A 21,563-nucleotide genomic window follows, 5' to 3' on the forward strand; every position below is an offset into this window, starting at 1 on the left:
CCGGCCGCATCTTGTCCAACGGTGCGTCGCGAACCATGGATCCCCTGAAGTCGAACATCGTCGTCGTCACCGAAGGCGGGCCGCACATCTGGGCGGTCATCAACGCCATCGTCGACCGGTTGGGGCAGGTCAGCGTCATCCTCGAAGCTCCTGAATCCAAAAAACAATTGCTGCTCAGGCGTGCCCGCCGGCTGGGCTGGGTATCAGCCATCGGCCAGCTGGGCACGATGGTGCTGACGCGTCTGGGAAAGCGCTTCTTTGCCGGCCACGCGGCTCAAATGATCGCCGAGCAGAAGCTGGAGACGGAACCGCGGCCGGGCCAGTCCATCATCCACGTTCCCTCGGCCAATGCGCCGGAATGTCTGGACGCCATCGCACGGATCCAGCCAGGCGTCGTGTTTCTCGCGGGTTGCCGCATGCTAACGCGGGAAACGCTGTCGAAAATCTCTTGCCCCGTCATCAACTACCATGCCGGCATCACGCCCAAATACCGCGGCATGAACGGCGGCTACTGGGCGCTGGCGACCAGAGATGCCGAAAACTTCGGCACCACCGTGCAGCTGGTCGATGCCGGTGTCGACACCGGCGGCGCGCTCAGGCAGGTGCGCGGCAAGCCCGAGCGCGGCGACGGCATCTCGAGCTACGCGCTGCGGCAGGCTTCGTTCTCGCGCGACATCTGCGTCGAGTCGGTCAGCGACGTGCTGGCCGGAAAACTCGCCACCATCGACCCGGGCCTGCCGTCACAACAATGGTATCACCCGACGATCTGGTTCTATCTCTGGACAGGCCTGAGAACCGGCATCTGGTAGCGCATCCTTGGTCCGCGATCGCGCGCACCACGCAGGCTTTTCCGACGCGTCGAACCTGCCGCCGGCACACGCCGCAAACGAATAAACGCACCTTTCATTTTACGACATCCAAATGCGTCGCTTTTGAATGCGCGCGCGTCGTCCCATAACAAGCGGCCCAACTGCGCTTCCGGCAATGCTCGCTTCATTGAGGAGTGAGAATTCATGGCCGATCTGATTGTCGTCTACTGGCGCGACATCCCTGCCCAAATCATCGTCAAGAAGGGCCGGCAGAACGCCAAGCGCGAACTGCCGCTGCGCTTCACCGAGGCGATCGACATGTGCGCCATGCGCACCGGCGCCGGCGGCACCGACGACTATCTGGCCGAATGGCGCAAGGCCGAGCCTGTTCCGGTCGGCGACGACCTCGAAGCCGAGGTCGAAAAGGCCTTCCAGGACATCGACACGAAATACGACCGCGAGCGGCTGGTCGCTCTGGTCAAGGCAGGCGGCAAAGAAAATGTCTGAAACCCAGCCGGCGGTTACCCAGGCCACTCTGGTCAAGAAGGCAGCGCCGAAATCCGACTACAAGCCGGCCGATGTGTCGCCGCAGCGGCGCGTGCAGCGCTCCTTCGCGGTCAGGCTATGGTCTGTGCGGCACTCGCGCCTGCTCGAATGGTTCTACGCCAGATTCGCCGACATGTTCCTGCTCCTCCACCCCTTGTGGAAGGGTCTTGGCTACGGCCGTGTCGAAGGGCCGGTCAAATTTGTCGAGAAGCGCGTCAAGGGCTTCATGTTCGACTGCCGGATGTGCGGCCAGTGCATATTGTCCTCGACCGGCATGTCGTGCCCGATGAACTGCCCTAAGCAATTGCGCAACGGCCCGTGCGGCGGCGTACGCGCCAATGGCAATTGCGAGGTCGAGCCTGATATGCCCTGCGTCTGGGTCAAGGCCTGGGAAGGCTCGCAGAACATGGTCCACAGCGACAGGATCCTGACCGTGCAGAAGCCGGTCGACCAGTCGCTGCGGGAAACCTCGGCCTGGCTGCGGGTCACCGCGCAGGCGGCCGCCGCGCGCGAAGCAGCCGCTGCCGCCAAGAATGGGGCGGCAAACACCGGGGCATCGGCATGATCGGAGGCCAGCGCGACGAGAACCCGGCCGGCATCCATCTGCCGCTCGACCCCCTGCCCGGCCACACTTCGCGCGGCCGGCTGGAACGCGTCCTGAGGCGCGGCGAATTCGCCGTCACGACCGAACTCAACCCGCCCGACAGCGCCGATCCGGAAGACGTCTACAACCGGGCGAAAATCTTCGACGGCTGGGTCGATGCCATCAACGCCGTCGACGCCTCGGGCGCCAACTGTCACATGTCGTCGGTCGGCATCTGCGCACTTTTGACCCGCATGGGCTATGCGCCGATCATGCAGATCGCCTGCCGCGACAAGAACCGCATCGCCATCCAGGGTGACGTGCTGGGCGGGGCTGCGATGGGCGTCGCCAACATGCTGTGCCTGACCGGCGACGGCGTGCAGGCTGGCGACCAGCCCGGCGCCAAGCCGGTGTTCGACCTCGACTGCATGTCGCTCCTGGAAACCTGCCGCATCATGCGCGACAATGGCAAGTTCCTGTCCGGCCGCAAGCTGACGACGCCGCCGCAGCTTTTCCTCGGAGCGGCGATCAACCCGTTCGCGCCGCCGATCGACTTCCGCCCGCATCGGCTGGGCAAGAAGATCGCCGCCGGCGCGCAATTCGTGCAGAGCCAGTATTGTTTCGACGTGCCGATGTTCCGCACCTACATGCAGAAGGTGCGCGACCTCGGCTACACCGAACAGTGCTTCATCCTGGTTGGCGTCGGACCACTGGCCTCGGCCAAGACAGCCAAGTGGATCCGCTCCAACGTGCCGGGCATTCACATCCCCGATTCGGTCATCAAGCGGCTGGAGGGCGCGCAGGACCAGAAGAAGGAAGGCAAGCAGCTCTGCATCGACATCATCAATGAGGTGAAGGAAATCTCCGGCGTCTCTGGCGTCCATGTCATGGCCTATCGCCAGGAGGAATATGTCGCCGAGATCGTCGATGAATCGGGCGTGCTGAAGGGCCGCCAGCCATGGAAACGCGAGATCCGTCACGACGACCAGATGGTCGCCGACCGGCTCGAGCACATACTGCACGACGACATTACCGAAACGCAGGTGGATATGGTGAAGACCGCGCACTGACGGCGCGGACGGCCACCCATTCGCTTGAACGAAACCAGACAACGATATAAAGAAATCTTTATATCACGGCGGAGAGAATTCATGACCCGGACGATCGTCGCCTCGGCGACACGAGAAATCATCATCGGCTTCGACCAGCCGTTCTGCGTGATTGGCGAACGCATCAATCCGACCGGCCGCAAGAAGCTGGCCGCAGAGATGATCGCGGGCAATTTCGAGACCGTCATCAGGGACGCGCTCGAGCAGGCAGCCTGTGGCGCCACCATGCTCGACGTCAATGCCGGCGTCACCTCGGTCAACCCGAACGAGACCGAACCCGGCCTGCTGGTGCAGACGCTGGAGATCGTCCAGGGCCTGGTCGACCTGCCGTTGTCGATCGACTCGTCGGTCACCGCCGCGATCGAGGCCGCGCTGAAGGTCGCCAAGGGCCGGCCGCTGGTCAATTCCGTCACCGGCGAGGAAGAAAAGCTCGAAGCCATCCTGCCACTGGTCAAGAAGTACAACGTACCTGTCGTCGCCATCTCCAACGACGAGACCGGCATTTCGATGGATCCGGATGTGCGCTTTGCCGTCGCCAAGAAGATCGTGCAGCGCTGCGCCGATTTCGGCATTCCCGCGCATGACGTCGTCGTCGATCCCCTGGTGATGCCGATCGGCGCGCTCGGCGATGCCGGCCGCCAGGTGTTCGCGCTGCTGCGCCGGCTGCGCGAAGAGCTCAAGGTCAACACCACCTGCGGCCTGTCCAACATCTCCTTCGGCCTGCCGCACCGCCACGGCATCAACGCCGCCTTCATCCCGATGGTGATCGGCGCCGGCATGACGAGCGCCATCATGAACCCGGTGCGCCCGCAGGAAATGGAAGCCGTGCGCGGCGCCAATGTGCTTAACGGCACCGACGAGAACTGCACCAACTGGATCCGCACCTACAAGGACTACAAGCCGGCCGAAGGCGGCCAGGCTGTCGCCGCCCCGACGCAGGTCAATGCGCCGGGCGAAGGCGCCAACAATGGTGGCCGCCGCCGTGGCGGCCGTGAAGCCCGGATGGCTCGGGGATAAGCGCGCAATCGTGGACTGTCCTGCAAACCTCACCGAACCGATCGTGCAGATGATGCCGTCGGGCCGGTGTGCGTTTCGGTCAGGCCATGCCCAAAATGGCGTCGAACAGCACCATTCCCGCCCACGACCCGAAAATGCCGGTCAGCCCGCCGACAATGAAGTCATCGTCGGCGGCCGGCCAGAACCCGTGCAGCAGCAAGGCTCCGACAATCGCACCGACAATACCGGACGCCAGATATTGCGGATTGCGCAGCCATGGGCCGCGCAGCAGGCGCACCATGGTAAAAGCAGTGAGTATGGCGGACACGAGGAGATCGGACATGACTGGCCTCTGGACCATCAGACACTCCGCCCATTAGTGAAACGATCCGTTAAACGGCATCGACAATCGTCATCGAGACGCGTGCAAGCATGAATTCACCTGCCAACATCACCGATCCGCTCGTGCTGTTCATGCCGTCGGGCAAGCGCGGGCGGTTTCCGGTCGGCACGCCGGTGCTGGATGCCGCACGCCAGCTCGGCGTCTATGTCGAAAGCGTCTGCGGCGGGCGTGCCACGTGCGGGCGCTGCCAGATCGAAGTGCAGGAAGGCAATTTCGCCAAACACAAGATCATTTCCTCCAACGACCACATCACGCCCAAGGGTGCCAAGGAAGAGCGCTATGAGCGCGTTCGCGGCCTGCCCGAACGGCGCCGCCTCTCCTGCTCGGCGCAGATCCTCGGCGACCTCGTCATCGACGTGCCGCAGGATACAGTCATCAACGCGCAGACCATCCGCAAGGATGCCGACACCAGGGTGATCGCCCGCGATGCGGCGATCCGCATGTGCTATGTCGAAATCGAAGAGCCCGACATGCACAAGCCGCTCGGCGATCTCGACCGCCTCAAGATCGCTTTGATGAAGGACTGGAACCTCAAGAGCCTGGACTTCGATTTTTATCTCTTGCCGCAAGTGCAAGGCATTCTACGCAAAGGCAACTGGACCGCCACCGCCGCCATCTACAAGGATGCCGACTCGGAGACCGCGCGGGTCATCGCTTTGTGGCCAGGTCTCAAGAACGAAGCCTATGGGCTGGCTTGCGATATCGGCTCGACCACCATCGCCATGCATCTGGTGTCGCTGCTGTCGGGCCGCGTCGCCGCCTCCTCCGGCACGTCGAACCCGCAGATCCGCTTCGGCGAGGATCTGATGAGCCGCGTCTCCTATGTGATGATGAATCCCGATGGCCGCGAAGGCATGACGGTCGCCGTGCGCGAGGCGATCTCCGGTCTTGTCGACAAGGTCTGCGCCGAAGGCAACGTCCAGCGCAACGACATCCTGGATTCCGTCTTCGTCGGCAATCCGATCATGCACCATCTGTTCCTCGGCATCGACCCGACCGAACTCGGCGGCGCGCCCTTCGCGCTGGCCGTTTCGGGCGCGGTGCACATCAAGGCATCCGATATCGGCCTGAAGCTCAACCAGGGCGCCCGGCTCTACATGCTGCCTTGCATCGCCGGCCATGTCGGCGCCGATGCGGCGGCGGTGACGCTGTCGGAAGGCCCGCACCGCCAGGACGAGATGATGCTGATCGTCGACGTCGGCACCAATGCCGAGATCGTGCTCGGCAACCGCACGCGCGTCGTCGCCGCCTCCTCGCCCACCGGCCCGGCTTTCGAGGGCGCGGAAATCTCCGGCGGCCAGCGCGCCGCCCCCGGTGCCATCGAGCGCGTGCGCATCGACCCCGACACGCTGGAGCCGAAATACCGCGTCATCGGCTCGGAGCTGTGGTCCGACGAGCCGGGTTTCCTCGACAGCGTGCAGGCGACCGGCGTCACCGGCATCTGCGGCTCCGGCATCATCGAGGTCGTGGCCGAGATGTACCTCGCCGGCATCATCTCCGAGGACGGCGTCATCGATGGCGGGCTTGCCGCCCGCTCGCCGCGCGTCACCGCCAACGGCCGCACCTTCTCCTACGTGCTGAAGGAAGGCGAACCGAAGATCACCATCACCCAGACCGATGTGCGCGCCATCCAGCTCGCCAAGGCAGCGCTTTATGCCGGCACCAAGCTGTTGATGGAAAAGCAGAACACCGACCATGTCGACCGCATCCATTTCGCCGGCGCCTTCGGCTCCTTCATCGATCCGAAATACGCCATGGTGCTGGGCCTGATCCCGGATTGCGATCTCGACAAGGTTTCGGCCGTCGGTAACGCCGCCGGCGCTGGTGCGCGCATGGCGCTGCTCAACCGCGGCTATCGTCGCGAGATCGAGGACACGGTCAGCAAGATCGAGAAGATCGAGACAGCGCTCGAACCAAAATTCCAGGAGCATTTCGTCTACGCCATGGCGCTGCCGAACAAGGTTGATCCGTTCCCGAAACTGTCGGCGGCGGTGAAACTGCCGCCGCGCAAGACGGTCAGCGAGGATGGCGTCGCCGGCGACGCCGCCCCGCGCCGGCGTTCGCGCGAAGGCCACGCGGCCCGGCGCGGCCGGGAATAGAAAGTGCGGCGTTACAACGGATTCAGGTACCGCGCCTTACACCTGTGTTTCAATCTGCGGCAGACGCAAGTCAGACTGCGGCCTGACCTGCGGCAGGCTTTTGGCGCGTGACGGATTTGAGCAAACCGGTCAGCGGTTTTTCAACAATCAGATAGAGCGCCGCGGAAATCGCAATGCTTACAAAGGCAATCGACGCCTGCTGCCAGATTGACGGAACTCCAAACCGCAGCATGATACCGGTCACCACGACAGCCACCAGCACGTGCCAGATGTAGATCGAATACGAGGCATTGCCTAAAAATGTGAGCAAGGCCATGGGCCTGAACGGGCTCGCGCGCTCGGCAAAAACCGCGCCGGCAACGACCAGGGTCGCCGGAATGCCCCAACGCAAGACGCGGGGCATTTCAGGGTCAAGCATCTGGGCCGTCATCAGCAAGAGAAATCCGCCAACAAACAGCGCCAGCGCCAGCATAAGCTGGAGCCGAATATCCTTCATCCACAGCCGCCCGACGACAACACCGGCCGCGAACTCGAGCACGATGGGAGAGGTAAAGGCCCCGGGGTACCCTTGCAGCAGGAAAAAATTCATCGCGACCATCGCCAGCATCGCGCCGATCAGCGCGCCAAAACGCTGCTTCTTGGCCAGCAAGAGCGACAAGGCGAAAACGATGTAAAACATCATTTCATAGCATAGCGTCCAGCCTTGGATCACCACGGGATGAAGTGACCCGTTCTGCATCATTGGAAAAAACAACAGCGACCCGAAAAAATTAGCAGGGCTCAACACGTGTCCGAAGAGAAACTGCGGCTTGACGAAAATTGCCAGCGCAGTCAGCAACGTAACTATCCAATAAAGTGGCACGATGCGAACAATTCGCTGCCACATGAAGCGCTGTGCAGCGACAGGGCGATCGACCGTCGAGACCCACATGATGAAACCGCTAATTACAAAGAAGATGTCAACGCCTGCTGCACCAATCGCGAACGGGCCGTTGAACTGCTCGTTGATATGAAAACAGACTACTGCGGAAGCGGCCAACCCACGAAGATACTGAATACTATGGATTTCATTCACGCTTTTACCCCTTAACGCCCCTCCCACCAAAAATGCTGCACTGCACAATAGCGAATATCTGCCGCCATTTGTCAACTCGGCAAATCTTAAGGTAGAATTTCAGCATTCCTTTTGATCGTTTATCACGCATCCGACGATAGCCCGACCCGGCGTCGATCAAATGCAATTTCATTTGTATGCAAATGTTTCCAGATCGGCTGATCCGGAAACCGAAACGCTGTTTTCGTGAAATCCGCTGGAAACATGCGCGGCGCATTTAAGCCGCCATCGAAGGCTGGCCGGAAATGTCTTCCTGCCGCAGTGACCTTCCGGAGGAGACCAAAATGTCGATGTTCGAAAGCCTCGGCCGCTATGGTGTGGCCATCAAGATTGCCCACGACAGGAAGAAGTCGATCCGGGCCTTGAACAACCTGCCGGCGCATGTCCAGAAGGACATTGGTTGGCCGGCATCGCCGCCGAACGACCCGCAGGCCGCGCTCATCTCGCTGCTTCTGGGTACGGCGCGCTGATGACATTCGCCGACAAATGCAAGCTGCTCGTCAGGCGTCGGAGCCCACATGCGGCCTCGGCGCCTGGCAACACCCGGCTGCGCGCCGCGCTTCTGCCGCGGCGTTGACCGCCGCAGAAGCACCGAGGCCCGGATCACACCACCGTGTAGACATAGCGTAAAACTTGACATTTTCGGCCACGGCACGATCTTCGCAGGTGAGGGGAATTCTCTTAGTCGGCTGCAGCCGAAGTTCGTGTATCCGGATGCCAAGTTTGAAAAGCCACGTCGTGTCGTTCGTGCTCCGGCACAGCCGCAAGAAGGCGTTTTCCAGCCCGGAAAACCTGCAGCGCTGGATCGCTGCCGCGCGCAAGACCGAGAACCACCAGCCGCCCGCCTCGCTGCATCAGCGTCTCGACATCGAGATGCATACGGTCGATGGCTTTCCCGTCTATGAAATCGCCCCCAAGGCCGGCGAGCAGAAGCGGATTCTCTATCTGCATGGCGGCGCCTATGTCTTTGAAATCACGCCCTATCATTGGCACCTGATCGCCGACATGGCCGACCGGCTGGGCTACGGCATCACCGTGCCGATCTATCCCATCGCCCCCGAACACGATTTCCACGCCATGTTCGGTATGGTCGGCGATGTCTACCGCCAGATGCTCGACGAGACGGAGGCCGAGGATATCGTCTTCATGGGCGATTCCGCCGGCGGCAACATGGCTGTGGTGCTGACCATGATGGCCGCGGAACAGGCCCTGCCCCTGCCGTCGCGCCATGTGCTGATTTCACCCGGCCTCGACATGTCGCTTTCCAACCCCGAAGTGTTCGAGGCCGAACGCCGCGACCCCTGGCTGGGCATTTCGGGCGGGATGGAGGCAGTCCGGCTCTACAGCGCCGGCTTCGATCGCAGCGACTGGCACATCAGCCCGCTCTATGGCGACCTCTCGGTGCTGCCGAAAACGCTGCTCCTAACCGGCTCGCACGACCTCCTCAGTCCTGACAATCTGATCTTCGCGCAAAAGGCGCGCGCCGTCGGCGTCGAGGTCGAGGTCGTCTACGAAGAAGGTATGTTCCATGTCTGGCCACTGATCGACATGCCTGAAGCACGGCGGGCGCGCGACAGCATCGTGACCTTCCTGGTCGGGGAAAAAACCCTTGGTCAAGCCGAGATCGAGGCGATCACCTGGTCGGTCAAGGCTTCATCTAGCGAGCCATTCAAGACCGGATTGGCCAGCACGTAAATTGCTTCCAGTATTTCTTCATCTCGTTCTGGCTGGTAGTCGATATCTTCCCTGCATTCGATCAGGTCTGCCCACGCCTCCACGTCCGCAGCGGTGAGTTCTCCTGCCTGGAACCGTCGGAGCACACTCAAAATATGATCAGTGGTCAGGACGACTACTGGCGTCTCGGACCAACCCAGGTCGCTTACGATTGCAGCCAGAACATCAATCGGCTTCCCGCATGTGATAAGATCGGTGAGCACTGAAACGCGGCTCACAGCAGGCCCATCAGAACTTGCCGGTTTCCCGGAACACTTCGAAGGTCGCGCGGATATGATCGGCGACGGCCTTGACCGGCGCGCTGGCGTCCGGCGCCACCACCATCGCCAGATTGTAGGTGCCGATGTCGGGCATGCCGTCCTTCGGGGAGAGCTCGACCATGTCGTTGCCGAGGAATGACTTCGGTAGCGGCGCCACGGCGAGATCGGACATGATCGCGGCGCGCTGGCCGGCCGTGTGCGCGCTCATATAGGCGATACGGTAGTTGCGGCCTTCGCGGCCAAGCGCGTCAAGTGCGCCGGCCCGCCAGGCGCAGCCCTCTTCCCACAGCGATACCGGCAAGGGTTCGCGCAGATGCGCGCAGCCGCCCTTGGCACCGGCCCAGACGATCGGCTCGGTGAGCAGCACCTCGGCGCCGAGCGCACTGGTCTTGTAGGAGTTGGTCAGGAGCGTGATGTCGAGAGCCCGGTCGTCCATGCGCCGACGCAGATTGCTGCTCTGGTCGATGGTGACATCGACGGCGATCGACGGATGCGATTGCGCAAAACGCTTCAGCACATGCGGCAGCACACGCTCGCCATAGTCGTCTGGCGAGCCGAGCCGGACAACGCCGACAATCTCGGGAATGATGAACTTCGACACCACCTCGCGGTTGATCGACAGCAGCCTGCGGGCATAGCCGAGCAGCATTTCGCCATCCGTGGTCAGCGACACCGAGCGGGCATCGCGCGCGAACACCGAGCGGCCGAGAATATCCTCCAGCTTCTTGATCTGCATGGAGACGGCCGACGGCGTGCGGAACACAGCATTGGCGGCGGTGGTGAAGCTGCCGGTCTCGGCAATCGCCACGAAAGTGCGCAAAACGTCGAGATCGAGCAGTGGCAGTGGATGGTTGAGTGGGGCGTTCATGGGAAGTGACCTTCAATTTTTCTGATACAAAGCATCATTCCATTTCGTTTGATTGAACATCAGATTGGGAGGATAGTCAACACCATCGAGGCAGGACGCATTGGAAGTGGCCCCGAAACGGCCACGAGACAAACCTGCAATCGACATGAAATGGGGTTGAAACACGCAGCGTGCAACGCCTCACATCCAGGGTCGGACTGTTCCGGCCCGGCATCAAAGGAGAATGAAATGTCTATTCGCGACCGAATTCAGCGCGGCCCGCGCCCGCTACCAGACCGAACGCGCCATCCGCTCCCTGCCGATCGAACTGCAGAAGGATATCGGCTGGCCCGAAGCTGCCGACACCAAGACCGGTCTTCGCAATGGCGTCGGGTCCTGGGCTGGAGCAAAGTAGATCGTGTGTACCATGTGCTGAAGGCCTGCCGCGCAGCCCGCCCGGCAGGCCTTCTCTGTTTTATTTGTATTCAAATGAGTTTTGAAGCCATGCCGCCAGCGCATGACGCATATGAGCAAGCCGCATGGCGACCCGTTTGTCCAATTAGTGCCTTGTAAACAATTGCAAATTTCGAGCACCTTGCCCAAAATTGTCGCAATCGGTGTCGCATTTCATATCAAGCGCTTCGCTTTTGCGATTTAGTTTTACGCAGCACAAGCCTATATCAGCGGCAGCAAACGAGCTGCCCCACTCCATCAAGCGAAGGCGACCCGTCTGAGCAACCGAATGGAGATGATCATGAAGCTTTTTGCCCGCCTCTTCGCCCGCCGCGAAATGAACCTGACCACCGCTCTCGAGCGTCAGCGCCTCGCCAACACCATGCCCGGCCAGACCGGCGCGATGGCTGCGGCGCGCCTCGGCTTCGTCGCCTGAACTTTTTCCAGGCAGCGCTTCCCTGCCGCTGCTTATAAAACTGTAACGCCGCCTGGCTCCAGCCAAGGCGGCGTTTTTGTTCTGCCGCAGGACGCATGTTTGCCTGTCCCTTGAACGGCTGGGCGCCGCTTCCAGGGCTCACTGCACGCCGATTGCCCATTTGCGACCCATGTCGCAAATTTATTCGTGACCTGGCGGCGTAGCCAATTGACAGACATGGTTTTTCCTGATGTCGCTATGCTATTCGCGACATCCTGTTCGCGCCATGGCTGCGTGAGGTTCCCTTGAACGCCGTAAAGCATCCGATCAAGCGATCGTTTGTATTCTTCCTTGTTCCCGATTTCACCATGATCGCTTTTGCGACCGCGCTCGACCCGCTGCGCTCGGCCAACCGCATGCTTGGCTATGAGGCCTATCGCTGGCGTCTCGCCAGCATCGACGGCAAGCCGGTGCGCGCCTCGAACGGGGTCGAATGCGCGGTCAACACCTCGCTGGAGGAAGAGCGCAAGAAGATGGCAGGCCCTGACCGGCCGAACATGGCCATCGTCTGCAGCGGCATCAATGTCGAGCGCTATCAGAACAAGTCGGCCTTCGCCTGGCTGCGCGAGGAGTACAATCGCGGCGTCGCCGTCGGCGGCCTGTGCACCGGCGCGCATATCCTTGCTGCCGCCGGCCTTCTGTCCAACAAGCGCTGCGCCATCCACTGGGAGAACCTGCCGGGCTTTTCCGAGGCATTCCCGAAGGCCAATGTCTTTGCCGACCTCTTCGAAATCGACCAGAACATCTACACCTGCGCCGGCGGCACCGCCGCACTCGACATGATGCTGAAGCTGATCGGCGACGATTTCGACGATAACCTCGTCAACCGTGTCTGCGAGCAGGTGCTGACCGACCGCGTGCGCAGCCCGACCGACCGCCAGCGCCTGCCGCTGCGCGCCCGCCTCGGCGTCCAGAACTCGAAGGTGCTGACCATCATCGAGCTGATGGAGGCAAACCTGTCCGAGCCGCTGTCGCTGATCGAGATCGCCGACCATGTCGACCTGTCGCGCCGCCAGATCGAGCGGCTGTTCCGCACCGAGATGGGACGCTCCCCTGCCCGCTACTATCTCGAAATCCGGCTCGACCGCGCCCGGCACCTGCTGATCCAGTCGTCGATGCCGGTGGTCGAGGTGGCGGTCGCCTGCGGTTTCGTCTCGGCCTCGCATTTCTCCAAATGCTACCGCGAACTCTACGCCCGCTCGCCGCAACAGGAGCGCGTTGACCGCAAGCAGTTGCTGGCGGCCTGAGCCGGCACATCAAAATAGCCTAGGCCGGCTGCGTCTGCACCGTCCGCATCGCCTCGACGCGGATATCCTCGGTCAGCCGCGCCTTCAGCGCCGAGAATTCCGGGCTGGTCTTCAGCGTGTAATGGCGCGGATGCGGCAGGTCGATGGCGACATCCGACTTGATGCGGCCGGGCCGCGCCGTCATCACGATGACGCGCGAGGCCATGAAGATGGCCTCCTCGATGTCGTGGGTGACGAACAGCACCGTTTTATTGCGGCGCTCCCAGATGCCAAGCAACAGCTCCTGCATCAAACCGCGCGTCTGATTGTCGAGCGCGCCGAACGGCTCGTCGAGCAACAGGATCTCGGGATCGTTGGCCAGCGCCCGGGCGATCGCCGTGCGCTGTTGCATGCCGCCGGAAAGCTGCTTCGGCCAATGGTTCTCGAACCCTTTCAGGCCGACGAGATCGACATAGGAAGCGACAATCCCGTCCCGCTCCTTTTCGGCCATGCCGCGCTCACGCAGGCCGAAGGCGATGTTCTGCGCCACCGTCAGCCAGGGAAACAGCGTGTAGGACTGGAAGACCATGCCGCGATCCGGCCCCGGCCGGGTCACCGCCTTGCCGTCGAGCAGCACCCGACCTTCGCTTGGCGCTTCCAGGCCGGCAACAATTCTGAGCAGGGTCGACTTTCCGCAGCCCGATGGACCGAGGATGGTGATGAAGTCGTTGGCGGCGACCGCCAGGTCGACCGGCATCAGCGCCTTGACCGGCTCTCCGCCACGCACGCCGGCGAAAGTGCGCGAGACGCCCTCGATGAGAAGCTTGCTCACGCCAGGCTCCACGGAAAGAGCCAGCGGTTGAAGGCCTTGAAAGCGAAATCGGACAACAGTCCGATCAGCCCGATGACGATGATGCCGAAGATGATCTGCCCCGTCGCCAGCCGCGACTGGCTGTTGATTATCATGTAGCCGATGCCGGAGGACGAGCCGATCAGCTCGGCGACGATGACATAGGTCCAGGCCCAGCCAAGCACCAGCCGCAGCGTCTCGGCGATCTCCGGCGCATTGGCCGGCATGATCACGCGGCTGACGATGCCGTTGTTGGTGGAGCCCAGCGTATAGGCCGCCTCGACCAGGTCGCGCCGTGTGCTGCCGACCTTGACCGCGATGATGAGGATGATCTGGAACACCGAGCCGACGAAAATGACGAGCAGTTTTTCCAGCTCACCAATGCCCGCCCACAGGATGAGCAGCGGGATGAAAGCCGAGGCCGGCAGGTAACGGGCGAAGGAGACGAATGGCTCCAGAAATGCCTCCACCGGCTTCCAGGCGCCCATCGCGATGCCGAGCGGCACCGCGACGACCGAGGCCAGCAGGAAGCCGCCGAAGACGCGCCAGATGGTGATCAATATGTCGAGCCAGAACCGATCCTCGACCAGCAGCCGCCAGCCATCCCGGAGCATCGACAGCGGATCGGCGAGGAAGATGCGGTTGACGTGGCCGCCGAGCGTGATCCACGCCCAGAAGGCGACGAACAGCACGAAGAAGGAAATGCCGAGCACGGTTCGGATGCCCGGCGAGACTGGATACAAGGGGCGCATCTTCAAATCGTCCCCATCTTCAAATCGTCATTTGTCCAGGAGAAACGGCGGCGCCAGGCGCCGCCGCGTGATGGCCAAACGCCGGACTGTCAGTTCGACACCGCGCTGGTATCGGCCAGCGTGCTGACGTCGGGCGCTTCCTTGATCAGCCCCATCTGCAGCAGCAGATCGCCGGCGGTCTTGGAAAAGTCCTGGAATTCCTTGGTGAAGAACTGCTTGTTGTCGGCCTTGTCGGCCCATTTCAGGTACTTCGCCGAATCCTCGAACTCCTTGGCCGACTGCTTCACGTCCGCGCCCATGATCTCGTAGGATTTCTGCGGATCGTTCTTGATCAGGTCGAGCGCTTCGAAATAGCTGTCGGCAAGTGCCTTTGCGGCATCAGGATTGGCCTTGAGGAATTCAGGCGTGCAGCCGACCGTGTCGAGCACCATCGGATAGTCGAGCGTCGTCGCCAGGATGTGGCCCTGGTCGGACTTGTCGCGCACCGCCGAGATGAACGGCTCATAGGTGACGGCGGCATCGTTCTGGCCGGCGAGGAAAGCTTGTGCCGCCGCATCCGGCTCCAAATTGACGACGGTGACATCCTTGGTCGACATGCCGTTCTTGTTCAGCACCCAGGCGAGCATGAAGTAGGGCGACGTGCCCGGTGCCGAGGACGCGACATTCTTGCCCTTGAGATCGGCGACGGTCTTGATGTCGTTGCGGACGACGATGCCGTCGGCGCCATAGGATTTGTCGAGCTGGAAGATCTGCTTGGTGGTGACGCCGCTGGCATTCCAGACAAGCCAGGTCTCGACCGTGGTGGCGGCGCATTGCAGGTCGCCGCTGGCGATGGCCAGCGGCCGGCTCGCTTGCGGCACCTTCTTCAAAGTCACGTCGAGCCCATGCTTTTCGAAAATACCTGCCTGCTTGGCAAGCGTCAGCGGCGCGAAGCCGGTCCAGCCGCTGATGCCGATGGTGACCGATGTGGCGGCCATCGCCGGTGCGGACAAGCCGGCGGCAAGCGTCAATGTTGTCGCAAGAATTGCGATCCTGATCATGTCAGTTCCCCTTTTGTTTTCTCTGAGGAAATTGTCTCACAGACGCCAATCGGCTTGTCAATGAACAGGATGGTGAGGCGCAAGGCAGACCCAGCGCTGATAGCCCCCACTGGATCGGCGCCGGCCGCCGAAACGGCATCAGCCGCCGGAAATCCAAAACGGCTTCAGTAGCCGTCGCAATAACACTCCGCCGACGAGATGCGGTCGTTCCACTCGCTGCCGCCGAAATCGCGGATCCTGCGCCTGATCTCGATCGAACGGCCGCCCATCCGCGAATCCTCATAGGCAACAAGCGTGCAGCCACGGCGAACGATCACCGACGACACACGGTCGTTCCAAAACTGACCGCCGCGAAAATTCACGGAATCGTCGGACCCCATACCGATAGACCGCCCGCGAAAATTTGCATGCTCGAACATGATGCAGGCGGGCTCATCATTGTATTGGGCGCTGGCGCCGTCAGCACAAAGCACGGATGCGACAGCAGTCAGGATGGCAAGACATTTCATCTGGTGTTTTCCTCGGTTCTGACCGCGGCCCCGCCGCCCGATCGCGCGGCCTGGCCAGTTTGCCATTGCTTCGGCCGGAGAGGCAAGCCTAGCGGCTGTCGAACATCCAGCTGCGGTTGCGCCACATCTTTTCGCCGACCAGGCAGTCACTGGCCGGCGTGTCCTGCGCCAGCACCACCGGCGGATGTGCAGCTTCTTCCGCCGCCCATTGCGGTGAGGCCGGACCGGCAAGTTCCAGCACCAGCTTGCGGCGGATGGCTTCGGGAAATTGCGTCCAGTCGTTGACCGGGATCATGAAGGCACCGGGGCCGCCGATGACGCAGTCGCTGTAGTAGCGATCGAGATTATTGACGTCGTAGGCGCCGGAAAAGCCGCCTCGGGTCATCAGCGGCAGTCCGTTGATGACGATGCCTTGCTTGACCAGCCCGTCGCGGGTGAGATTGACCGGCGCGCCCTGGTTGTTGGGACCGTCACCCGAAATGTCGATGACCCGCTTGTCTCCCTGGTAGCCGCTTTCGGCGAAAAGATCGTAGCCGAACTCCAGCGCGCCGGAGATCGAGGTGCGCCGCGCGCTGCCGGGCGGCTGGGCGGACAATTGCGCAACCACCCGCTCCGCGTCGGCGCGGCTGGCGATCACCGTCCACGGCACGATGACGCGCTGCCAGGTGGTGCCGGCCCATTCGACATAGGTAACGGCGATCTTGCCATGAGCACCATCGGCGATCGCCTGCAGCACATTGTCGTGCGTCAGCGCCGCCGCATAGCCGTGCCGCTGGATCTCGAGTTCATCCGGCGACATCGACAGCGAAACATCGACGGCCAGCACCAGCTCGACATCGACCGGCTCATCCGCAAGGGACACCGGCGTCAGCCAGAGCGTCAGCGCCATCGCGGCGCTGCCCGACAGGAGATGTCTTGCACAGGCAAAAGCAGACATGCCGCAACGGTAAGCGAGAATCGCCGGTTTAAAAAGAGAAAAGCCCGCCATGAGCCGGGCTTTGCATTCACGCCGTTTCGCCTTGCCCGGCGATCAGCTGCGCGGCTTGAGGTTCTCCGGGTCGTAGAGCGGCTTGTAGCCAACAGCGGCGACTTCGACCGGATAGGTCTCGCCGAAATACTCGATGGCGAGCTTGCGGCCTTCCTGGGCATACGCCCACGGCAGATAGGCGAGACCGATGTTCTTGCCGATGGTCGGGCCATACGCCATCGACGTCGTGAACGACCGGCGGCCGAGTTCGTCGACCAGCGTTTCGCCCGTCTTCGGGTCCATCACCGGCATCGTGCCGACGGGGTAGCGGGCAACACCTTTCGCATCGACATTGCTGGTCATCACCAGCGTGCACAGCATGGCCGGCTGGTGCTCGCGGGCGCGGTACTCGACATGCTTGGCCTTGCCGCTGAAATCGTTCTCCTTGACCTTCGGGCGAGCAAGATCGGCTTCGACCAGATTGTACTCGGTCAGAAGATCGGCATTCTGCAGGCGCAGGCTCTTTTCCATGCGGCGGGTGTTGGCATAGGTCTCGACGCCAAAGGGCATCACGCCGGTCGAGCGCAACGCGTCCCAGACGGCCAAGCCGTCCTCGTAGCGCATATGCAGTTCCCAGCCTTGCTCGCCGACATAGGAGATGCGGAAGGCGGTGACGTCCTTGCCGCCGATCCTGACCGGTTTGATCGCCGCGAACGGGAAGTTCTCAAGCGAGAGCCCGTCCGGAGTCTCGACCACCTTCTGCAAGGTCGCCCGGGCGTTCGGACCCCAGATGCCGATGGTAACGAATTGCTCGGTCACATCCGTGATCGTGACGTCGAAACCTTTGTCCTGCGCCGTGCGGCGCATGTACTGGAAGTCGCGCGGGCCGGCATCGGCGCCGTCGATCAAACGACAGCGGTCGGCCATGCGGATGACGGTAAAGTCGGCGCGCACCATGCCTTCCTCGTCGAGGAAGTGGGTGTAGATGCCCTTGCCGATGTTGTTGTCGCCGCCGATCTTGGCCGCGCACAGCCATTCCAGCAGCGCGACATGATCCGGACCTTCGACGTCGTACATGGCGAAATGCGACAGGTTGACGATGCCGCAATCCTCGCTCATGGCGAGATGCTCGGCATTGGAGACGCGCCAGAAATGGCGATTGTCCCACTCGTTCTCGCGCACCGGCACGCGGTTGCCGTATTTTTCCAAAAGATGCTCGTTGGCGGCATAGCCGTGGGCGCGCTCCCAGCCGCCGAGTTCCATGAAATAGCCGCCAAGTTCCTTCTCGCGCTCCCAGAACGGCGAGCGCCTGATGTTGCGGGCCTTGGAGAAGGGTTCGCGCGGATGCACAGCGGGATTGTAGACCTTCATCGCCGTCTCGGTGCAGCGATCCCAGATGAACTGCTCCTTGGTCTGGTGCGGATAGAAACGCGCATAGTCGATGGCGTGGTGGTCGATCGAGGTGCGACCGTCGGTCATCCAGTCGGCGATCAGCTTGCCCATGCCGGGGCCGTCCTTGACCCAGATGGCGACGGCGTACCACAGGCCCCTCACCTTCTGGCTTTCGCCCATCGAAGGGCCGCCATCCGCCGTCACCTGTAGAAGTCCGTTGAAGGAATGGCTCTCGTTGTAGCCCAGTTCGCCCAGGATCGGCGTCAGCTCCATGGCGCGTTCGAGCGGTCCCAGGATCTGCTCCATGTCGAGATCGCGCTGCGAAGGCGAAAGCCGGGCCTGGTCCTTCTCCAGCAGGTCACGCGGATGGCAAAGGCGCGGATTGGTCTCTTCGTAATAGCCCCATTCGATCTGCCCGCCCTCGGCGGTCTTGGGATCGCCGGTGTCGCGCATATAGGCCGAGTTGCCCTGGTCGCGCAGCAGCGGCCAGCCGATCTCCTTACCGGTGCCGGCGAACTCGTTGTACGGGCCAAAGAAGGTGAGCGGATGGTCGATTGGCATGACCGGCAGATCCTCGCCGACCATCTCCGCGATCAGCCGGCCCCAAATGCCGGCGCAGACGACCACGTAATCGGCCTCGATGGTGCCGCGGTCGGTCACCACGCCGGTGATGCGGCCATTCTTGACGACCAGCGATCTGGCCGGCGTGTTGGCGAAGGATTTGAGCTTGCCGGAGGCTTCCGCCTGGTCGACCAGCTTGCCGGCGACGGTCTGCGAGCGCGGGATGACGAGACCGGCATCGGGATCCCACAGGCCGCCCTGCACCATCTCTTCTTCGATCAGCGGAAATTTTTGCTTGATCTCGGCGGGTTCGATCAGGCGGGCGCGCGTGCCAAAAGCCTTGGCCGAGGCGATCTTGCGCTTGATCTCTTCCATGCGGCTGTCGTCGCCGACGCGAGCCACTTCGAGGCCGCCGATGCGCGCGTAATGGCCCATCTTCTCATAGAAATCGATGGAGTAGAGCGTCGTCCAGCAGGACAGGAAATCATGGCTGGTCGTGTAGCAGAAGTCGGAGGCATGCGCCGTCGAGCCGATATCGGTCGGGATGCCGGACTTGTCGATGCCGACAATATCGTCCCAGCCGCGTTCGATCAGGTGATGGGCGATCGATGCGCCGACAATGCCGCCCAGGCCAACGATAACGACCTTCGCCTTTTTCGGAAACTCTGCCATTGCCCGCGACTCCAAAGTGATAAAGCGGGCGGACTATAGGGCGGAGCGATGGGCCTGATGAAGCCTGTTTGCGACATTGGCAAAAAGCCGAGCGACCAGACAGGCGAATGCTTCACATCGGGCGCCTTGGGCGGTTCTCTTTTCGCTCGAAAAGATCAGCTCAGGCGAAGGCCCACACATCCTCGGCCTGGAAGCCGACCTGATAGCCTGATGTCTTCAGCTTGACGACGACCTGGCCGATTTCGGCGGCCGGCAGCGCGCCGACCTCGACCTTGATCATGCCTGGGCGATAGCGCTTGAGGTCGAGCTGTTCGAAGACGACCCAGTCGGCGCCCTCGCAGTCGACGAGGAAGGCGTCGATATGGCTGATGCCGTTGCGGTCGAGCAGCGTCTGCAGCGTTTCCGACGGCACCTCGATATCCCTGAGATGCGGCGCGAACTTGTTGAAGTTGGCGTCAGCCTCGCCCCAGGCATTCTTGCCCGACATCAGATTGGTGTCGGTCACCGACGAGCAGCCGATGAACTCGATCGGCAACGCGCCGGCCTCGAGCGCGGCGGCATCGAAGGTGTGGACGGTGATCGTGCCCTTCGTCTTGGTGACAGCCACCGGCTCGATGATGAACCGGCTCGTGTCGGGATAGTTGGCGCGCAGCCGTTTCTGATTGTACGGGATCGGCTCGACCAGCATGGCGCGTGCGCCAGCTATGCGGTGCAGCCACGGCGTGACGTCGTCGAACAGCGCACCGTCGCAGGCGCCGACATTGACCATCTGGAACGGTCGTCCCGATCCACCGAAGCGCGCCTTCAGCGCCGCCTTGGCCAGGAATTTTGTGCCGCGCAGCGACGGCCCGCGATCGAGAAGTCCACTGGGAAGACCGAGCGACAGAGCAATACGCGCCAGGTTGGATACGGAACTCATGACTTGTCTCCGGGAATGACGTGCAGGGCGGGGCGATGCTGGCCACGCGCCACTGTCGCCCACAGCGCCATCAGCGGCGTTGCCAGCAGCAGGAAAGGCGGGATCAGATTGGGGAAATAGATGCGTGTGTCGTGAATCGGGAACACGGCGAATTTCGCCAGCACGCCGAGCACCAGCGCCGCAAACAGAATGCCGGCGCGGCGCTCGAGGCGGAAGCCGGCGCGGCCGGCCGCATGCCAGCCGGCCAACGCCAGCACCGACACGCCGACCCAGCTGTTCAGGCTGACGGCGCGCAGCAGGGACGTGGCAAACGCCCTGAGATAGGCAACGATCGAAAACGGTGGCTCGAACCCATCCATATTGTAATGCTGCTCGATGCTGGAGAACCACAGATGTGGCCACCAGCCGGGATGATGGGCCCAGTGCGAAATGGCGAAATAGGCGACGAAGGACGCGGCAAAGCCGGCCAGAGCGCCCCACGCCTTCTGCCGGAACACGACCAGCAACACGGCGAAAATGGCAAGGAAAACAATGTTGTCCGGCCGCGCCATGAAGGCGAGGAAGAGCAGGATCGCTGTTGCCGCCTCGCGGCCGCGGACATAGGCGTAAAGCCCGCCGAGGAACAGCGCCGAGCACAACAGATCGGGCGTCGAGGCGCGCGCCACGTCGCCGAAATCGGCCATGATCAGCACCGCGCCGACCAGAGGCGCCAGCGCCAATGCCCGCTCCGAGCGCAGCCAGAGCAGTGCGATCGCGCCGAACAACAGCACGGAGAACACCGAGACGAGCCGCATCGCCTCGACCGGCGACATCACCGAGCTCATCGTCGACAGGATCTCGGCATAGAGGAACTTGATCCGGTACATGCCGAGCAGCGAATGGAAGTCGGCGGCATTCTCCGCCATATGGTTGCGGAAGCCGCCGCCATCGTCGGTCAGCGTCTTGTAGTCGCCCGCCGACACGCCGGCCTTGACGGTGCTGTAGGCATAGTCGTGCAGCGCCTGCGCATCGGGATAGGCGCCTTCCTCGGCGATAGCGAGATAGGGCAGCATGTCCCAGTTGGCGTCCGGCATCACCCATGCCGTGAACGCCGTCAACAGGATGTAGAGCGCGAAAGCCGCCGCGCCGATGGGTGCTGCCAGCCGCGCATAGGTCCCCTCGCCCCACGCCAGGCCGGCCTCGGTGAGCCGGTCGAGCGGGTTTTTCGCAGCGGGAGACTTGGTCAGCATGATTTTGCTCAGCGACCT

At 62.4% G+C, this 21,563-nt stretch carries 22 protein-coding genes; 11 read left to right on the forward strand and 11 right to left on the reverse strand.

All coding sequences use genetic code 11. The annotated features are described in order from the left end of the window. Positions 1-35: 35 nt before the first annotated feature. From B5V02_RS29335 to B5V02_RS29355, 5 genes are all read left to right on the forward strand, one after another. The gene (locus tag B5V02_RS29335) at positions 36-809 is read left to right on the forward strand and encodes a formyl transferase (protein WP_111547663.1); all 774 of its coding nucleotides are present in this window, start codon (positions 36-38) and stop codon (positions 807-809) included. Positions 810-1,013: 204 nt separating this feature from the next. After that, positions 1,014-1,316 (forward strand): virulence factor, encoded by a 303-nt coding sequence (locus B5V02_RS29340; protein ID WP_111547490.1) that lies wholly within the window; start codon positions 1,014-1,016, stop codon positions 1,314-1,316. After that, positions 1,309-1,920, forward strand: a complete 612-nt coding sequence (locus B5V02_RS29345; protein ID WP_111547491.1) for a methylenetetrahydrofolate reductase C-terminal domain-containing protein — start codon at positions 1,309-1,311, stop codon at positions 1,918-1,920. The genes B5V02_RS29340 and B5V02_RS29345 overlap by 8 nt, the downstream gene beginning before the upstream one ends. Further along, complete coding sequence (locus B5V02_RS29350) at positions 1,917-3,008, forward strand: methylenetetrahydrofolate reductase (protein ID WP_111547492.1); 1,092 nt, start codon at positions 1,917-1,919, stop codon at positions 3,006-3,008. Before B5V02_RS29345 ends, B5V02_RS29350 begins: the two co-directional genes overlap by 4 nt. Positions 3,009-3,089: 81 nt before the next feature. Next, positions 3,090-4,064: a methyltetrahydrofolate cobalamin methyltransferase gene (locus B5V02_RS29355; RefSeq protein ID WP_111547493.1), complete on the forward strand. Its 975-nt coding sequence runs from the start codon at positions 3,090-3,092 to the stop codon at positions 4,062-4,064. 79 nt (positions 4,065-4,143) lie between these two features. Here B5V02_RS29355 and B5V02_RS29360 read toward each other — a convergent pair whose 3' ends face one another. After that, positions 4,144-4,386, reverse strand: coding sequence for a hypothetical protein (locus tag B5V02_RS29360; protein ID WP_245446259.1), 243 nt, complete (start codon positions 4,384-4,386; stop codon positions 4,144-4,146). A gap of 89 nt (positions 4,387-4,475) precedes the next feature. Between B5V02_RS29360 and B5V02_RS29365 the strand changes: the two genes are divergently transcribed. Beyond that, positions 4,476-6,545, forward strand: coding sequence for an ASKHA domain-containing protein (locus tag B5V02_RS29365; RefSeq protein ID WP_111547495.1), 2,070 nt, complete (start codon positions 4,476-4,478; stop codon positions 6,543-6,545). Between the two features lie 70 nt (positions 6,546-6,615). Here the strand turns inward: B5V02_RS29365 and B5V02_RS29370 are convergent, their stop codons facing one another. Next, positions 6,616-7,620, reverse strand: a complete 1,005-nt coding sequence (locus B5V02_RS29370; RefSeq protein WP_167458721.1) for an acyltransferase family protein — start codon at positions 7,618-7,620, stop codon at positions 6,616-6,618. Positions 7,621-7,943: 323 nt separating this feature from the next. Here B5V02_RS29370 and B5V02_RS29375 point away from each other — a divergent pair, with 323 nt between their 5' ends. Both B5V02_RS29375 and B5V02_RS29380 read left to right on the forward strand, forming a co-directional pair. Next, complete coding sequence (locus B5V02_RS29375; protein ID WP_111547664.1) at positions 7,944-8,129, forward strand: hypothetical protein; 186 nt, start codon at positions 7,944-7,946, stop codon at positions 8,127-8,129. Between the two features lie 244 nt (positions 8,130-8,373). Next, the gene (locus tag B5V02_RS29380) at positions 8,374-9,354 is read left to right on the forward strand and encodes an alpha/beta hydrolase fold domain-containing protein (protein ID WP_111547497.1); all 981 of its coding nucleotides are present in this window, start codon (positions 8,374-8,376) and stop codon (positions 9,352-9,354) included. Positions 9,355-9,621: 267 nt separating this feature from the next. On the opposite strand, the gene B5V02_RS29385 is transcribed toward B5V02_RS29380, so the two are convergent. Continuing rightward, a complete protein-coding gene (locus B5V02_RS29385; RefSeq protein ID WP_111547498.1) occupies positions 9,622-10,521 on the reverse strand; it encodes a LysR substrate-binding domain-containing protein in 900 nt (299 codons plus the stop codon). A 223-nt stretch (positions 10,522-10,744) separates the two neighbouring features. Here B5V02_RS29385 and B5V02_RS29390 point away from each other — a divergent pair, with 223 nt between their 5' ends. The 3 genes from B5V02_RS29390 to B5V02_RS29405 all read left to right on the forward strand — a co-directional run bounded on the left by B5V02_RS29390 (position 10,745) and on the right by B5V02_RS29405 (position 12,675). Further along, entirely contained in the window at positions 10,745-10,915 is a 171-nt protein-coding gene (locus tag B5V02_RS29390) for a hypothetical protein (protein ID WP_111547499.1), read from the forward strand. 339 nt (positions 10,916-11,254) lie between these two features. After that, entirely contained in the window at positions 11,255-11,389 is a 135-nt protein-coding gene (locus B5V02_RS42320) for a hypothetical protein (RefSeq protein WP_013894968.1), read from the forward strand. Between the two features lie 347 nt (positions 11,390-11,736). Next, the gene (locus tag B5V02_RS29405) at positions 11,737-12,675 is read left to right on the forward strand and encodes a GlxA family transcriptional regulator (RefSeq protein WP_378915622.1); all 939 of its coding nucleotides are present in this window, start codon (positions 11,737-11,739) and stop codon (positions 12,673-12,675) included. A gap of 19 nt (positions 12,676-12,694) precedes the next feature. Here B5V02_RS29405 and B5V02_RS29410 read toward each other — a convergent pair whose 3' ends face one another. From B5V02_RS29410 to B5V02_RS29445, 8 genes are all read right to left on the reverse strand, one after another. Next, the gene (locus B5V02_RS29410; protein ID WP_111547665.1) at positions 12,695-13,486 is read right to left on the reverse strand and encodes an ABC transporter ATP-binding protein; all 792 of its coding nucleotides are present in this window, start codon (positions 13,484-13,486) and stop codon (positions 12,695-12,697) included. Beyond that, a complete protein-coding gene (locus B5V02_RS29415) occupies positions 13,483-14,256 on the reverse strand; it encodes an ABC transporter permease (RefSeq protein ID WP_111547501.1) in 774 nt (257 codons plus the stop codon). The genes B5V02_RS29410 and B5V02_RS29415 overlap by 4 nt, the downstream gene beginning before the upstream one ends. 89 nt (positions 14,257-14,345) lie before the next feature. Further along, a complete protein-coding gene (locus B5V02_RS29420) occupies positions 14,346-15,296 on the reverse strand; it encodes an ABC transporter substrate-binding protein (RefSeq protein ID WP_111547502.1) in 951 nt (316 codons plus the stop codon). Between the two features lie 164 nt (positions 15,297-15,460). Then, a complete protein-coding gene (locus B5V02_RS29425) occupies positions 15,461-15,805 on the reverse strand; it encodes a peptidase inhibitor family I36 protein (RefSeq protein WP_111547666.1) in 345 nt (114 codons plus the stop codon). A gap of 88 nt (positions 15,806-15,893) precedes the next feature. Then, on the reverse strand, positions 15,894-16,742 hold the full coding sequence (locus tag B5V02_RS29430) for a DUF1194 domain-containing protein (RefSeq protein ID WP_167458722.1): 849 nt from the start codon (positions 16,740-16,742) through the stop codon (positions 15,894-15,896). 93 nt (positions 16,743-16,835) lie between these two features. After that, entirely contained in the window at positions 16,836-19,397 is a 2,562-nt protein-coding gene (locus B5V02_RS29435; protein ID WP_111547504.1) for a GcvT family protein, read from the reverse strand. Positions 19,398-19,557: 160 nt separating this feature from the next. Next, the gene (locus B5V02_RS29440) at positions 19,558-20,316 is read right to left on the reverse strand and encodes an FkbM family methyltransferase (protein WP_111547505.1); all 759 of its coding nucleotides are present in this window, start codon (positions 20,314-20,316) and stop codon (positions 19,558-19,560) included. Then, on the reverse strand, positions 20,313-21,545 hold the full coding sequence (locus B5V02_RS29445; protein ID WP_111547506.1) for a hypothetical protein: 1,233 nt from the start codon (positions 21,543-21,545) through the stop codon (positions 20,313-20,315). Before B5V02_RS29445 ends, B5V02_RS29440 begins: the two co-directional genes overlap by 4 nt. Positions 21,546-21,563 lie beyond the last annotated feature (18 nt).

The sequence above is a fragment of the Mesorhizobium kowhaii genome, from assembly GCF_003253745.1.
GTDB lineage: Bacteria > Pseudomonadota > Alphaproteobacteria > Rhizobiales > Rhizobiaceae > Mesorhizobium > Mesorhizobium kowhaii.